Raw genomic sequence first — 13,725 nt, 5'->3', positions numbered from 1 at the left:
TGGCAGCGGCTGGTCTATTCGAACCAGGTCGTGCCGGGGTACTGATACTCGCGGCCGACCGTTTCATCCAGCTCGATTCCGAGGCCGGGACGGTCCGGAAGCTTGATGAAGCCGTTCTTGATGATGTCTTCCTTGTCGGTGATGATCGTCGACCAGTAGTCACGTTCGAGCCAGTGGAACTCGAGCGCGAGGAAGTTGGGCACCGTCGCGCACACGTGCGCCGACGCCATGGTCCCGATCGGAGACGAGACATTGTGCGGGGCGAACGGCATGTAGTAGATCTCGGCCATGTGCGCGATCTTCCGGCATTCCGAGAGCCCGCCACACTTCGGGATGTCAGGCATGATGATGTCGACTGCCTGACTCTCGATCAGGTCTCGGAAACCGTGGCGCAGATAGAGGTTCTCGCCAGCGCATATCGGCGTGGTGGTCGACTGCTTGACCTCGCGCATCGCGTCGACGTTCTCCGGCGGGACCGGCTCCTCCAGCCACATCAGGTGGAAGGGCTCGAGATCCTTCGCCAGCCGGATGGCGCTCGGCACGTCGAGCCGAGTGTGGACATCGGCAGCGAAGTCGATCTCCTTGCCAGCAAGCTCTCTCGCCATCTCGGCGAGACGCACCATCCGCTCGTGCTCCCACGGCCCGGCGGTGTAGTTGAACCTGTCCTTGCGGAATCCCTCCACCTCGCTGCCGGAGTGGCCGTAGGCGAAGATGTCGAGGTCGATCTTGAATGCGGTGAACCCTCGGGCGAGCATGTCGTCGAGTACCCGCTTGATGTCATCGAAGTCCATGCCGGGCTCGACCTGGCAGTCGGCGTACACCTTGATCTCGTCGCGGAACTTGCCGCCCATGAGTTCGTAGATCGGCACACCGAGGGCCTTGCCCTTGACATCCCAGAGGGCGAGTTCGATGCCGGTGAGGGCGGTGATCAGCGCACCGGCGAAGCCGCCGTTGAAGACGTTCTGCCGGCGCAGTTGTTCGAAGATCGCGTCGATCTGGAACGGATCACGCCCCACCAACTTGGCCTGCAGTTGCTGGATGAGCGCGATCGCCTGGACACCGCCGTGCACGCATTCGCCGATGCCGGTGATGCCCTCATCTGTTTCGACCTTGACCCACAGGTGCATACCGTGTCCGACCGTCGCGGCAGTCTTCACAGCGGTGATCTTCATATCCACATCCCTCTAGCTGCGTCTTGGTCTCTGCCTGAGGAGGAGGGCGTCACTGGCTGCCGGTCGGATTTTGCGCACGCCAGACTTCGTACTCGGCCCACCCCTCGTCGCTGAGCGGGTAATAGGTGCGCAGAGCGCCCCCCTCGGCGAGCTTGAGCCGGCTGAACTCTTCCCACTCCTCGTGATCCACGGTGTGCTGGAGGACCAGTGGGGCCATCTGGGCGGGAACGAGAACGGCGCCGTCGTCGTCGGCGATCATGATGTCGCCCGGCATGACGAGGACCCGACTGCAGGCGATGGGCACATTGATGGCCCAGGGAAAAAGCGTGCCCTGCGAGGCGTAATTGGGAGTGAATCCACGAGTCCAGATCGGAGTACCGATCTGTTGAATGTGCGGCCAGTCGCGGACACAACCATCGACAACGATCCCCGCGCCACCGCGTCCCTTGAAGTAGGTGACGAGCATTTCGCCCATACACCCGGTATTGAGGTCTCCAAAGGCCTGCACAGCAAGGATGTCGCCCGGCTGGACGGTCTCGAACACCGACCAGAGAGCACTCCGCTTTTCCACGTGCTCCTCGGCCGCACCGGATCCGACACCGGTCACGATGTCTTCGCGCTTCGGCATGAACTGCAAGGTCACCACCGGACCGACGACCTTGGCACCCGGTTGCCGAGGAAGCGGGCCCTGGATAAAGGTCTGGCGTACGCCCATCCGATGCATCACGGCACTCGCGGTAGCGCTGCTGACCACCTTCATCCGGCGGATGAGGTCCGGATCCGGACGATTGAACGCCGGTCCGGTAATCGGCAACGTCTGTGCGATCTCCGGTATCGGCAGCGATACGTCCAAAGGCGCGTCAGATCGCGGTCTCTTCACCAGCGCTCCTGTTCCACTCGGCCCGGATAGCGTTTTTCCCCGAACGTTTCCCAGTGCGCCAGAGATCCCCTGGCGCACTGGTTTTCCTTGGCCCCCGTGCGTCTGCGACGTCGGGCCAGTTTCCGTCGACCACTGTAGCCGTCCGGATACCGCTCCCGCGATTTTCGTTTTTTCGAAGCTGCAAAGAAAGGCCTGTCAGCGGCGCTTGTCTTCGCACGTCCTCGGTCGGGGCTGTGGGGTGCAGAGTCGGACTCGCCGAGGGATGGGGGTTTCCGGTGGTCGGCTCGGCGAGGACTGTCAGTGCTTGTCGTGGGCGACGGACCTTCCGATTGGCCCACTGGGCGCCTGACGCCCGGCCCGACGTGCTGGTGCAAGCCGCGGCTACCGTGTTGGCTGACCACCTTCCGCCCAGGCCACCCGAACACCCCACCACCCAGACACCGGCCACCGGCAGCCGTCCATCAGACCACCCGGCGGGCGGCCACCGGACCACCCGGCCACCGGCCGCCCGGCCGCCGGCCAGCCGAGAGTGAGTGACCATCGACGATGCCCGACTACCGCCACGACCTGCGGTTCGGCGTCTTCCTGTCGCCCAGCACTGACCAGGTGTCTGCGCTGCTCGCGCTGGCTGATGGAGCCGACCGCCGAGGCCTGGACCTGATCAGTGTCCAGGATCATCCGTACCATCCAGGGTTTCTCGATGCCTGGACCCTGCTGTCGACCATCGCCGCCCGGACGAACCGCGCCACGGTCTTCCCCAATGTCGCCAACCTCCCCCTCCGCGACCCCGCCGTCCTCGCCCGCAGCGCGGCCAGCCTGGACATCCTCAGCGGCGGCCGTGTCGAGCTTGGCCTGGGCGCCGGCGCCATGTGGGACGCGATCGCGGCCATGGGCGGGCCGCGCCGCAAGCCCGGAGAGGCAGTCGAGGCTCTGACGGAGGCCATCGCCGTGATCCGGGCCCTGTGGACTCCGGGTCGTGGGGTCCGGTTGGAGGGCAGCCACTATCGCCTCGCCGGCGCCAAGCCGGGACCGTTCCCGGTCCATCCGATGCAGATCTGGCTGGGTGCGTACAAACCGCGGATGCTCCGGCTCACCGGCCGGGCGGCCGACGGCTGGTTGCCCAGCCAGCCGTACGCCGCGCCGGACACGCTCGCGGCGATGAACGACATCATCGACGATGCTGCCGAGGCGGCTGGCCGTTCGCCCGGTGCCGTACGTCGGCTCTACAACATCACCGGCAGCTTTACGGGTACGGGCGCCGAGTTCCTGCAGGGACCGCCGAGCGTGTGGGTCGAGCAGCTCGCCGAACTCGCCGTGACCGACGGCATCAGCGGCTTCATCCTCGCGGTAGAGCCGGGAGGATCCGCCGACGTCGAGCGGTTCGCGCACGAGGTGGCGCCGGCCGTCCGCGACCTGGTGGACCGGGAACGCGCTGGGTCGCCGCCCGCTGGGACACCGCCTACCAGCACCCGACCCACCGGCACCGAGTCCACCAGCCCGGAATCCACCAGCCCGGAGTCCACCAGCCCGGAGTCCACCGGCCCGGAGTCCACCGGCACCGAGTCCACCGAGGTGGGGGCAGCCGACAACGGACCGACCGGGAGTACTTCGGCGGAATACGCGGGCGAGACCGGCCTGGGCGTCGTGCCCACCCCGCCTCCCGCGCAGCGGCTGGTGGGCACCAGCCCCTGGGACGAGTCGACCCGTCCGCACGGACCCGGGGCGGACGCCGACACCAGCTACACCCCGGCCGGTCGCGCTCAGGGCCAGCACCTGATCGACATCCACGACCATCTCCGGCACGAGCTGGACCAGGTGCGCGGTGTGGTCGAGCAGGTCGCCGACGGTACGACCGACCCGCGCGCCGCCCGCTCCCTGATCAACGCGATGACCATGCGTCAGAACAACTGGACGCTCGGCGCCTACTGCCAGTCGTACTGCCGGATCCTCACTCTCCATCACAGCCTCGAGGATCAGGCGATGTTCCCGGGCCTGCGGCAGGCCGACACCAGGCTGGCGCCCGTCATCGACCGGCTCGCCGAGGAACACGAGGTCATCGCCCGCATCCTCAACGACGTCGACGCAGCACTTGTCGCCATGGTCGAGCGTCCCGGCGCGATCGGCGAGGTGCAACATGCGGTTGACGTGCTCACCGATGCGTTGCTGTCACACCTGTCGTACGAGGAACGCGAACTGGTCGAGCCGCTAGCCCGACTCTCGACCGGCTTCACCGGGATGTAGCCGGAGCGACCTCCCGCGCGGTAGCCGGGTCCGTCGCACCATGACCATGAAGGAAGAGTCGCCCATGCGGCGCCCGAATCCTTCATGATCACGATCATGATCACGGGGTGGGGTGGGTTTGGTTAGCCCCAGAGGGTATGGAGGGTCGGGGGTTTGCGGAAGACCAGACCGGTCGGCGCACTCGGGCGGGCGGGGTCGAGCCGGAGTCCCGGCAGCCGGCCCAGCAGCTGACGGATCGCGGTCACTGCCTCCAGCCGGGCAAGGTGCATGCCCAGGCACACGTGCGGACCGTGGGCGAAGGCGACCTGCTGGCGGGCGTTGCCACGCCGGACGTCGTACCGGTCGGGGTCGGCGAAGACAGCGGGGTCCCGGTTCGCGCCGGCGAGGGACACGACTATCAGGTCGCCTCGCCGGATCGGTGCTCGCCCGAGTTCGACGTCGGCTGTCGCGTAGCGGTCGACCACCGCGGCGGCGGGCTCCAGGCGTAGCGACTCCTCGATGGCCGGACCAAGCAGCGCCGGATCCGTGCGCACCAGAGCAAGCTGGTCCGGATGGCTGAGCAGATGCCACAACGCGTTCGCGATCATGCCCTCAGTGGTCTCGATGCCGCCGAACATGAGGACGGCGGCGTTGGAGACCACCTCGTCGGTACGGAGACCTCCGGTAGCACCGGCGGCAGCGAGAAGTGACGGCCCACCGGCGCCGCCGCCCGGTCCGCGCGCGGCCATCGCCTCGACATTCGTCCGGAGCGCGTCGAACGCCTCCCGGCCCGCCGCGCTCACCTCCTGACCGGCCGCTACGCCCGAGACCGCCGCCACGATCGCGTCGTACCACGACAGCACGGTCGGCGCGGAGACCCCGTCCAGCCCGAGCGTCTCGGCGACCACCGCGACCGCGAGCGGTCCGGCGAACCCGCGCCGCAACTCGGCGGCGCCGGAGTGGTACATCGCGGTGATGAGCCGGTGCGTCTCCGCTTCGACCGCGGCCGTGAACCGGGTACGAACCTCACCGAGCCCGAACGGCGGGTCGAACGGCCGTCGATGCCGTTCGTGCTCCGCGCCGTCGGTCGACAGCATGCTCCGGCCGACGACGCGGGCGGTCGAGAAGCGCGGGTCGTCCACCGTGAACAACACCGGGTCCCGCATCGCCGCCAGTACGAGATCGCGCCGGGTCACCAGCCAGCCACCGAGCGCCGGCACCCACGACACGGGTTCGCTCGCCCGCAGCCGGGCCAGCACGGCGTGCGCGTCGGTCCCCTCGAGCTGAGCGACCGTCACGTCCGCCCCGATCGGGAAACCCGGCGGAAAGTTCGTCGGGTCAGCCATCGTCTCCGCCGTGGACGACATTGACGAGCGGTTCCCCGGCGGCCAGCCGGTCGATGTTGCCCGCGATGTCGGCCACCCGCCGGGTGAACGTCTCGGTGGTGACACCGGATACGTGGGGGGTGAGCAGGACGTTGTCCAGGTCGCCGAACGGCCGACTCGCCGGCCTGCCGCGACCGGCCTCGTCCGGGTAGTGCCACCAGACGTCGAGCGCCGCGCCGCCGATCCGGCGTTCGACGAGCGCGGTGTAGAGCGCGTCCTCGTCGACGACCGGTCCGCGCGCGACGTTGACGAGGAGAGTCCCCGGCCCCATCGCCGCCAGCTCCGGCGTGCCGATGAGCCCGGTCGTCTCCGCGCTCAGCGGTACGGTCACCACCACGACGTCGGCCTCCGCACACAGGCGAGGGAGCTCGTCGATGCCGCCCGCCCAGTCGAGAGCCACGCCGTCCGGAGGCGTGCGGCCGGCGTGGCGGCGGACCGCGATCGTACGCATCCCGAACGCAGATGCCATGCGGGCGGTCTCCGACCCGATCTCGCCGAGGCCGATGACGCCCAGGGTCTTGCCGCGGAGGGTGGCAGGACGGACCGCCTCGCGTACGTACCGCGGTGACCGCCATCGGTCCGCCCGAAGTTCAGTGTCGGTACCGCGCAGGTCCCGCGTCAGCGCCAGCATCACCATGACGACGTGTTCCGCGATCGACCGGCCGTGGTGGAACGTGTTGGCCACGAGCACTCCGCGAGGCAGCGCGTCGAGGGCGATCGCCTCGTAGCCCGCGCCGGGAGCGTGGACGAGGCGGAGCCGCTTGGCCGCCGCGGCGAGATCGCTGGAGAGGCCGCTCGCCACCAGCACCTCGGCGTCGGCGATCACGCTGGCGTCGAGGTTCTCGGCGAGGTGCCAGTCGTGGCGGTCCCTCGTCGCGCGTTCGAGCTGGGGGAGATAGTCGTACAGCAGGGGCTCGGCGAGCACGATTCTCACGGTCACACTCCTTCCCCCACGAGGGTAGAGGTGGGAGCGCGTGCCGCCGGGTTCGAGGTCAGTCGGCCGCATCGGTGGACCTGAACCTCGCCGACCACCCGATCCCGCTCACCGCACCTCGAGCAGGGTCTTGCCGACGGTGGCCCTTCCCTGGATCGCGGCATGCGCGTCGGCGGCGCGCTCCAGCGGGAAACGCTGCCCGATCAGCGGACGCACCCGGCCGGCCGCCGCCTCGGCCAGGACGTCGATCGTGAACGTACGCAACTCCTCCTGGGTCGGTGTCGACGTCACGAGGGCGACGCCACGTTCCGCTGCGGCGTCAGCGGAGATGCCGGCCCACTCGCCGCTCGCGAGCCCGTAGCTGAGCATCCGCCCGCCCCGGTCGAGCAGGTCGAACGCCGCGTGGGCGACGGTTCCACCTACCCCGTCGAGGACGACGTCGACCCCGCCGACGGCTTCGCGTACCTGCTCGGTCCAGTCCGGCCGGAGATAGTCGACGACGTGCTCGGCGCCCAGATCGCGGGCGACCTCGACCTTCCGGTCACCGCCCGCGGCCGCGACGACCGTGGCCCCGGCCGACCGCGCCAGCTGGACCAGCAGCGTGCCCACGCCACCCGCGGCCGCCTCGACCAGGACGCGGTCGCCCTTGGCGATGCCGACCGTGCGGACGAGCATCACGGCGGTACGCCCGTCGGCGAGCAGCGCCACCGCGGCGTCGAGGTCCAGCCCGGGCGGCACGTCGAACAGCCCGGCAGCGTCGGTGGCGACCCGTTCGGCGTAGCCGCCGGACCCACCCGTGCTGCTGACGACCTGTCGACCGGTCAGGGCCTTGTCGACGCCTTCTCCGACGGTCGTGACGACGCCGCCGACACCGTTGCCCATGATCATCGGCAGCTCGACCTCGAACGGTCCGGCGTTGGCGCGGACCTGGGTCTCGACGAACGTGGTGTTGGTGTACGTCACGTCGATCATGACCTGGCCAGGTCCCACCGGCGGTTCCGGCGTCTCCTCCACGCGCAGCACCTCCGGACCGCCGAACTCCCGCAACCACACCGCGCGCATGCACCCTCTCCGATCCCGTCCGTCGCAGGCGGCTGGCGACCGGGCCTGTCGACTGTTCGAGGACGAGCCTGCAACCTCAACCGAAGTCGAGGTCAAGCCGGCGGCGTGAGGTCGGGCAGGTCAGGCGGCCATCCCCACGGCACCGTCCATGGCTCCGCGTCCCACGGCCTCAGGCCTGCGGTGGCGCCCATTCGTACACGCGGATCTCGCAGTAGTCCTGGAAACCCAGCCGGGCGTAGACCGAGTGCCCCGCCTTCGACGAGCCGAGGACGCCGATCCGGTAGCCGAGCGCGCGGGCATCGCGCAGGGCCGCGAGCGTGACGGCCGCGCCGATCCCCCGTCTGCGTGCAGCCGGTACGGCCATCACGAAGTAGATGCCCGCCACTCCGGCGCCGAGGAACAACGTGGACGTGCCGACCGGTTCGCCGTCGAGGTAGGCGAGGTAGTGCCGGTAAGGCACATCGTCGCCGAAGCCGATACGTGCGTAGACCTGCGCCACCCAGGCGGCCTCGCTCTCACCTTCACCGAAACCCTGTGCCAGGGTGTCCTTCCACCTCGCGAGGGTGGCGCGGTCGGTCACCCGGGCGATCTCGAGTCCGTCCGGGGTTGGCAGATCCTCCACCAGGGCGTGCAGATCGGCGGCCATGCCTGCCTCTGCTCCGGCCTCGAAGCCCGCCGCGAGCAGCCGGTCGCCGAGGTCGGAAGGGCGCATGGACGGGCCGACGTGCCAGGTCCCGGGTACGCCGTGGTCCCGCATGGCCCGCACGGACTCGGCGATCGCGGTGTCGGCGCCGGCCGGGTCGAGATCGGCCCGGACGACGCAGTTGTGGTAGTCGATCGGCGAACCACCGATGGTCCACGTCAGGGCCGCGTCGACGCGTTGCTCTCCCCCACCGATCCGGCCCATGTCCAGCAACAGCTCCGCGGCGTTGTCCTCGATCGCGTGGATCATCGACGCCGGCGAGAGGTCCTGGTTCACCTCGTCCATCGGCCCATTGTGCTGTCGGTGGTCGCGGCGACACTAGGGGGTGTCCCGTGGATCAGGGTCGGATAGCGAGCGGCGTATCCGCGCCCGGCTGGCAAGGCCGAGGAGGAGTCAAGAGCGGTGTCCTCTTGGCGACGACGAGAACGCAGCCAGGCGGGATGCGGGACGTCGCGAGCCCGGCCAAGATCCAGGGGACACCCCCTAGGCATTTGTGCGGGCGTCCAGGCTGATCTCGATGCTGCTGTTGCTCCAGAACCGCGGCGCCATGACCGGGCGCGAGCTCGCCGCAGCGCTCGAGGTGTCCGAACGCACGGTGGTCCGCGACGTCGAAGCGCTGACACTCGCGGGCGTGCCGGTCTACGCCGACCGCGGCCGGGCGGGCGGTTACCGGTTGGTCGGCGGCTATCGGACCCAGCTCACCGGGCTCAACCGGGACGAGGCGGAGGCGCTCTTCCTCTCCGGCGTCTCCGGGCCGCTGCGGGACATGGGGTTGGCCGACGTGGCGGCCACTGCCCAGCTCAAGGTGCTCGCCGCGCTGCCGCGGGAGCTGCGCGACTCCGGCATGGTCGCGGCACAGCGGTTCCACCTCGACGTACCGCGTTGGTTCCGCGACGCGCCGCCGCCTTCCGTGCTGGCAGCGCTGGCGACCGCGACGTGGAGCGACCGGGTGGTGTCCGCGACGTACCAACGCGGGGAGCGGACCCTCGTCCGCCTGCTGGAGCCGTACGGGCTCGTCCTCAAGGCCGGCCGGTGGTACGCCGTCGGCTGCGTACGCGGTGACATCCGGGTCTACCGGATCGACAGGTTCACCGGCATCGACGTCCTCGACCAGGCCTTCCACCGCGACAGCACCTTCAATCTGGCCGCCTTCTGGCGCGAGCGGTCCGCCGAGTTCGAGCGCTCCATCTTCACCGCGCACGCCCGGGTACGCCTGAGCCCCGCCGGCGTGCGACGGCTCTGGTCGGCCGTCGAACGCTTGGCCGCCGAGCAGGCGATCGCGTCCGCCGGGCTACCCGATCGCGACGGCTGGGTGACGGTCATACTGCCGGTGGAGTCACTGGACATCGCCTACGGGCAACTGGTGGCGCTGGGGCCGGAGGCGGAGGTGCTCGACCCGCCGGCGCTGCGAGCCCGCCTCGCCACCGCAGCCGACCGGCTCAGCGCCCTCTATCAGTGAGCGTCCTGCGTGCCTGCGTGCTCATTCCTGCGAGCGAGGGTGGTCTCCCACCACTCGCTGGTCGGCCGACCGTTGAGATCGGTGAAGCCGTACTCCGCCGCCAACTCGACGACGGTACGCACCGAGCCGGAGTGCCTGGCCACCTCGGCGTCCGACGCGAGCGCGGCGACGGCCCGCCCCACGAACTCCGTCGTCTCCGTACGCCTCGCCCACTCCGACGTCTGGTCGACATCATGATCGTGCAACGCACCGGGTGACACGGCCAACGCAGTCACGTCGTAGGGCCGGAACTCCTCGGCCAACCCGACCGGCGTCCGGTTGATCGCCGTCTTGATGACGTCGTAGTAGAGATGCTTGTGGTACGGCTTGTCGATCTTCCAGGTGGTGAGGACGACGAGACCGCCCCGAGTGGCGCGCAGCAGTCCCCCGCGAACTGCACGCTGAGGATGTGCGCCCGCAGGCCCGCCGCCAGCATCAGATCGAGATGCTCGGGGGCGAGTTCCCAGACCGGTGCGTCGTCGACGTCGCGTTCGTACCCACCCCAGGCGTTGGAGACGAGGATGTCGAGCCGTCCGTGCTCTTCCCCGACCCGGCCGAACAGCGCCCGCACCTGCCGATCATCGGTGTGGTCGCAGCGGACGGCAACACCGCTGCCGCCTCGGGCGGTCACCATCTCGGCCGTGTGTTCGATGGTCTCCGGCCGCCCGGTCGGGCTCCCACACTCACGGCTGGTGCGGCCGGTGACGTAGACCGTCGCGCCCTCCTCCCCCAGCACCTTCGCGATTCCTCGCCCGGCACCACGACTCGCTCCCGTCACGACCGCGACCTTGCCAGCAAGACGCATGGCGACCCTCCTCGTCGTTCGTTCGGTTGATCTTGTGATGGCGAGCGTGACAGCGAATTCCGACACCTCCTGGCGGCTTTTCCGTCCGGAGTGAAAACCCGTGGTGCGCAGGAGCGGGACGCAGGCAGGGTTGAGGTCTGATGAACGCACGCATGCGACGCTGGTGGCAGGGTGACCCGACTACTCCCGAGGTCACCTCACCGGACGATCCCGACCTCCGGCGACTGCTCGAGCGGGTAGCCCCCGGCTCCGAGACGAGCGACCTCGGCGGGTGCTTCTGCGTCAACGTACGGTTGCACCAGCCCGGACTCGTGTTGCGGGTGCAGCCGCGGTTCGTGTCACGTCAGCGGGTCCTTGCCCTGCAGGACATCCGCCGCCAGCTCGCACACCGGGGCCTTCTCGTCGGAATGCCACGCACCTGGCGGGGTCGTCCGTTGTTGCGTTGTCGGGGCTGCCTGGTCGAGCTGGAGACCTACGTGCCGCACGCGAAACCCGAAGCTACCTGGGAGTCCTACGCGTGGATGTTCGGTGGGATGGGCAGGCTGCACCGGGAGCTCGCCCAGATCGAGGTGGCGCTGCCACGGCCGGTGGTCTCGACGTACGCACCACCAGGCTCTCTGCGCCGTTGGCTTCCTGCCGCCGAGCGCGCCGTCGCGCACGACCCGGTGGCCGCCGACATGGCCGCCCTGGTCCGGCGGCTGTTGCCGGTGCTGCGCCGCCGGTGGGTTCCGGCGTCCGCCCTTCCCCGGCACCTGATCCACGGCGACGTACGCCTGGGCAACATCGGCCTGACGCCGGAGGGCGAGACCCTCTACCTCGACTTCGGCTTCGCCGCCGTTCGGCCGCGGATCCACGAACTGGCGTACTCCCTCTCGTGGATGATCCTCCGCCCCGATGGGAGCGGCACCGCCGACACCTTCTGCTGGGACAAGGTGCCAGCCCTGGTGGAGGAGTACGAAGACGCCGCCGGCACCGTGCTCACACCTGTGGAGCGGAAGGCACTGACGCCGTATATCGCAGCCGTTCCGCTCTATCACGCGGCGACCGTCGGTTTCCACGCCGACCCGGTGGCGCAGCTCCGCGATGACCGGGACGGCTATGCGTTTCTGCGGATCAGCGAGTGGCTGCTCGCCAATCCCGCTGCCCCCCTCGGCTGACCTGACGTTGCCAGATCAGCGTCGACGTAGCCCACCGTCGCCAACAGTCAGCCTCGGATCGGCGGCGTACCGGCCAGGCGTCGTCCCCACGTGCCGCTTGAAGTGCCGGGTGAAGTGTGACTGGTCGTGGAACCCCACGCAGACGGCCACGTCGCTCACCGGACGGCCCTCGAGCAGCCACTGGCGAGCGACCTCGATCCGCCGGCCGACCTGGTAGGCATGCGGCGCCACCCCGAACGTCTTCGTGAACGAACGGACAAGATGGGCCGGGCTGGCGCCGAGCCGCTCACTCGCGGCGGCGAGTGTCACGGGCTCCAGCAGGTGCGCGTCGAGCAGCGCGCGTAGGCCTACTGCCAGCGTGTCGGTGCGGTGGCTTCGATCCTGGCCGTCCTCGGAACGTCGCAGATGGTGGCGAAGCCGCTCGACGATGAACGCGAGCCGACTCTCGGCTTCCAGCGCTGAGTCGGTGCAGTCGAGAACCTGATGCACGGTCGAGATCCGCCCACGCAACAACGGATCCACGATCGCCGGCCGGTCGACCGCCGGGCCGATGAAGGTCTCGCCGAACATCCGGTCGGACAGATACAGCACCCGCTTTCGGAATCCGCGGCTCGTCGCTGGTCGACCGTCGTGCACGACGTGCGGCGGCAGCACGCCCACCGTCGACGAGTCCGACCCGTGCGGGTGACGGTCAAGGTCGTAACGGATCGCGCCGTCGTCGACCAGGAAGAGGGTCCAGGTGCTGTGGGCGTGAGCCGGATAGGCATAACGGGTGAAACGCGCGTGGAAGACCTCGCTGATCCCGGGCACCGTCGGCTTCCAGGCCCGGACCTGCTCGGGCCCGTCCGCGCTTCTACCTTCGGCGCCTTCGATCATGCCCTCGATACTGCTCATCCGACCGGGAATACGGACCGGGGATACCGGGTGCTGCTTCGGCCAGGATAGCCCGCCGAAAAGGGCCCGCTCGCATGCAAAGAACGTACAAGACCCGCGCCGCCCGACGGTCGTACGTTCGCTTCCATGCGAGTGGACTCCATACGGGTGAAACGGCCGGCGCCGCGGGACGGCGCCAGATGAGGGACCTGGTTCCGCTCATCGTGTTCTCTGCCGTGAGTTCGGGGAGCCCGGGCCCGAACAACGTTCTCCTGTGGGCGTCCGGGATCCAGTTCGGGTTCCGCCCGACACTCCGCCACATCGTGGGTACGTCGGCAGGCATCGGCGCCATGGCGATCGCGGTGGCAGCGGGGGTCGGCGCTTTCATCGCCACCGTGCCCGAGGTCCAGGTGGCCCTCAAGGTCGGTGGCTCTCTTTACCTGCTGTATCTCGCGTACCAGATCGCCGCGAGCAACGCGATGCGACGTGCCGAGATCGCGCGGCCGCTCGGCTTCGCCCAGGCAGCGGTGTTGCAGGGGGCGAATCCCAAGGCCTGGATCTTCGTCCTGGCAGCGGTCAGCGCATTCCGGCCGGACGACCTCCCGGTCGCGCTCGGTAGTGCGCTCGTCGTCGCCACGATGATGATCGTCGTGGTCCCGACGGCGGCGGCGTGGGCCGCGGGTGGGACGGTCATCAACCGGTTCGTCACGAGCGACCGGACACATCGCCTCCTCAGCATCACTCTGGCCATCATCCTCGTCGCCTCCGTCGCCTACCTCTGGATCTGACACCAGGGTCCGGTACGCCAGTCCGGCAGCAATCGGCCGCGCCCGCCGCACGCCTTACCGGCATGGGAAGTCGTGCCTATGTCTCGAGGCTCGGGCGTGGCGCGGGCTGTGCCATCATGGTGAGGCGGCACATCCGCGTCAGCGCTCACGTTCGTGATCGCCGTGCTTCTCCGCAGATCCTGTCCGGACGCACGTGCCTGAACCTGCCTGTCCCCATGCGCGTAGTAGTGCCGCCTTCCGCCCGCTCG

The 13,725-nt window shown here is 69.2% G+C and carries 13 protein-coding genes; 4 read left to right on the top strand and 9 right to left on the bottom strand.

Annotated elements, in window-relative coordinates; genetic code table 11:
• Positions 1-14: 14 nt before the first annotated feature.
• Both ABN034_RS04695 and ABN034_RS04690 read right to left on the bottom strand, forming a co-directional pair.
• Positions 15-1,172, bottom strand: a complete 1,158-nt coding sequence (locus tag ABN034_RS04695; RefSeq protein ID WP_349689737.1) for a mandelate racemase/muconate lactonizing enzyme family protein — start codon at positions 1,170-1,172, stop codon at positions 15-17.
• A gap of 49 nt (positions 1,173-1,221) precedes the next feature.
• A complete protein-coding gene (locus ABN034_RS04690) occupies positions 1,222-2,130 on the bottom strand; it encodes a ribonuclease activity regulator RraA (protein WP_349689736.1) in 909 nt (302 codons plus the stop codon).
• A gap of 468 nt (positions 2,131-2,598) precedes the next feature.
• Between ABN034_RS04690 and ABN034_RS04685 the strand changes: the two genes are divergently transcribed.
• On the top strand, positions 2,599-4,293 hold the full coding sequence (locus ABN034_RS04685; RefSeq protein ID WP_349689735.1) for an LLM class flavin-dependent oxidoreductase: 1,695 nt from the start codon (positions 2,599-2,601) through the stop codon (positions 4,291-4,293).
• A 122-nt stretch (positions 4,294-4,415) separates the two neighbouring features.
• On the opposite strand, the gene ABN034_RS04680 is transcribed toward ABN034_RS04685, so the two are convergent.
• The 4 genes from ABN034_RS04680 to ABN034_RS04665 form a co-directional block, all read right to left on the bottom strand.
• On the bottom strand, positions 4,416-5,618 hold the full coding sequence (locus ABN034_RS04680) for a cytochrome P450 (RefSeq protein ID WP_349689734.1): 1,203 nt from the start codon (positions 5,616-5,618) through the stop codon (positions 4,416-4,418).
• The gene (locus tag ABN034_RS04675; protein ID WP_349689733.1) at positions 5,611-6,591 is read right to left on the bottom strand and encodes a 2-hydroxyacid dehydrogenase; all 981 of its coding nucleotides are present in this window, start codon (positions 6,589-6,591) and stop codon (positions 5,611-5,613) included. The genes ABN034_RS04680 and ABN034_RS04675 overlap by 8 nt, the downstream gene beginning before the upstream one ends.
• Positions 6,592-6,699: 108 nt before the next feature.
• On the bottom strand, positions 6,700-7,653 hold the full coding sequence (locus tag ABN034_RS04670) for a zinc-binding dehydrogenase (RefSeq protein ID WP_349689732.1): 954 nt from the start codon (positions 7,651-7,653) through the stop codon (positions 6,700-6,702).
• Between the two features lie 169 nt (positions 7,654-7,822).
• Positions 7,823-8,641 (bottom strand): GNAT family N-acetyltransferase, encoded by an 819-nt coding sequence (locus ABN034_RS04665; RefSeq protein ID WP_349689731.1) that lies wholly within the window; start codon positions 8,639-8,641, stop codon positions 7,823-7,825.
• Between the two features lie 232 nt (positions 8,642-8,873).
• On the opposite strand from ABN034_RS04665, the gene ABN034_RS04660 reads away from it, so the two are divergent.
• Positions 8,874-9,815, top strand: coding sequence for a helix-turn-helix transcriptional regulator (locus ABN034_RS04660; RefSeq protein ID WP_349689730.1), 942 nt, complete (start codon positions 8,874-8,876; stop codon positions 9,813-9,815).
• Here the strand turns inward: ABN034_RS04660 and ABN034_RS04655 are convergent.
• Positions 9,809-10,117, bottom strand: coding sequence for a Rossmann-fold NAD(P)-binding domain-containing protein (locus ABN034_RS04655; RefSeq protein WP_349689729.1), 309 nt, complete (start codon positions 10,115-10,117; stop codon positions 9,809-9,811). The genes ABN034_RS04660 and ABN034_RS04655 overlap by 7 nt on opposite strands.
• A complete protein-coding gene (locus ABN034_RS04650; protein WP_349689728.1) occupies positions 10,087-10,659 on the bottom strand; it encodes an SDR family NAD(P)-dependent oxidoreductase in 573 nt (190 codons plus the stop codon). Before ABN034_RS04650 ends, ABN034_RS04655 begins: the two co-directional genes overlap by 31 nt.
• A 140-nt stretch (positions 10,660-10,799) precedes the next feature.
• Here ABN034_RS04650 and ABN034_RS04645 point away from each other — a divergent pair, with 140 nt between their 5' ends.
• A complete protein-coding gene (locus ABN034_RS04645) occupies positions 10,800-11,816 on the top strand; it encodes a phosphotransferase enzyme family protein (protein ID WP_349689727.1) in 1,017 nt (338 codons plus the stop codon).
• A gap of 15 nt (positions 11,817-11,831) precedes the next feature.
• Here ABN034_RS04645 and ABN034_RS04640 read toward each other — a convergent pair whose 3' ends face one another.
• Positions 11,832-12,710: a helix-turn-helix transcriptional regulator gene (locus tag ABN034_RS04640; RefSeq protein ID WP_349689726.1), complete on the bottom strand. Its 879-nt coding sequence runs from the start codon at positions 12,708-12,710 to the stop codon at positions 11,832-11,834.
• Positions 12,711-12,889: 179 nt separating this feature from the next.
• On the opposite strand from ABN034_RS04640, the gene ABN034_RS04635 reads away from it, so the two are divergent.
• On the top strand, positions 12,890-13,477 hold the full coding sequence (locus ABN034_RS04635; RefSeq protein WP_349689725.1) for a LysE family translocator: 588 nt from the start codon (positions 12,890-12,892) through the stop codon (positions 13,475-13,477).
• Positions 13,478-13,725: the final 248 nt, after the last annotated feature.

It is taken from the genome of Actinopolymorpha sp. B11F2 (genome assembly GCF_040195635.1).
Lineage (GTDB): Bacteria > Actinomycetota > Actinomycetes > Propionibacteriales > Actinopolymorphaceae > Thermasporomyces.
This window is presented reverse-complemented; position numbering and strand designations above follow the sequence as displayed.

Bases quoted from the DNA above. Each gene is read 5' to 3' on its own strand.
- ABN034_RS04635 (WP_349689725.1), top strand. From the start codon at position 12,890: ATGAGGGACCTGGTTCCGCTCATCGTGTTCTCTGCCGTGAGTTCGGGG.
- ABN034_RS04650 (WP_349689728.1), bottom strand. From the start codon at position 10,659: ATGCGTCTTGCTGGCAAGGTCGCGGTCGTGACGGGAGCGAGTCGTGGT.
- ABN034_RS04660 (WP_349689730.1), top strand. From the start codon at position 8,874: ATGCTGCTGTTGCTCCAGAACCGCGGCGCCATGACCGGGCGCGAGCTC.
- ABN034_RS04695 (WP_349689737.1), bottom strand. From the start codon at position 1,172: ATGAAGATCACCGCTGTGAAGACTGCCGCGACGGTCGGACACGGTATG.
- ABN034_RS04640 (WP_349689726.1), bottom strand. From the start codon at position 12,710: ATGAGCAGTATCGAGGGCATGATCGAAGGCGCCGAAGGTAGAAGCGCG.
- ABN034_RS04645 (WP_349689727.1), top strand. From the start codon at position 10,800: ATGAACGCACGCATGCGACGCTGGTGGCAGGGTGACCCGACTACTCCC.
- ABN034_RS04680 (WP_349689734.1), bottom strand. From the start codon at position 5,618: ATGGCTGACCCGACGAACTTTCCGCCGGGTTTCCCGATCGGGGCGGAC.
- ABN034_RS04685 (WP_349689735.1), top strand. From the start codon at position 2,599: ATGCCCGACTACCGCCACGACCTGCGGTTCGGCGTCTTCCTGTCGCCC.
- ABN034_RS04665 (WP_349689731.1), bottom strand. From the start codon at position 8,641: ATGGACGAGGTGAACCAGGACCTCTCGCCGGCGTCGATGATCCACGCG.
- ABN034_RS04670 (WP_349689732.1), bottom strand. From the start codon at position 7,653: ATGCGCGCGGTGTGGTTGCGGGAGTTCGGCGGTCCGGAGGTGCTGCGC.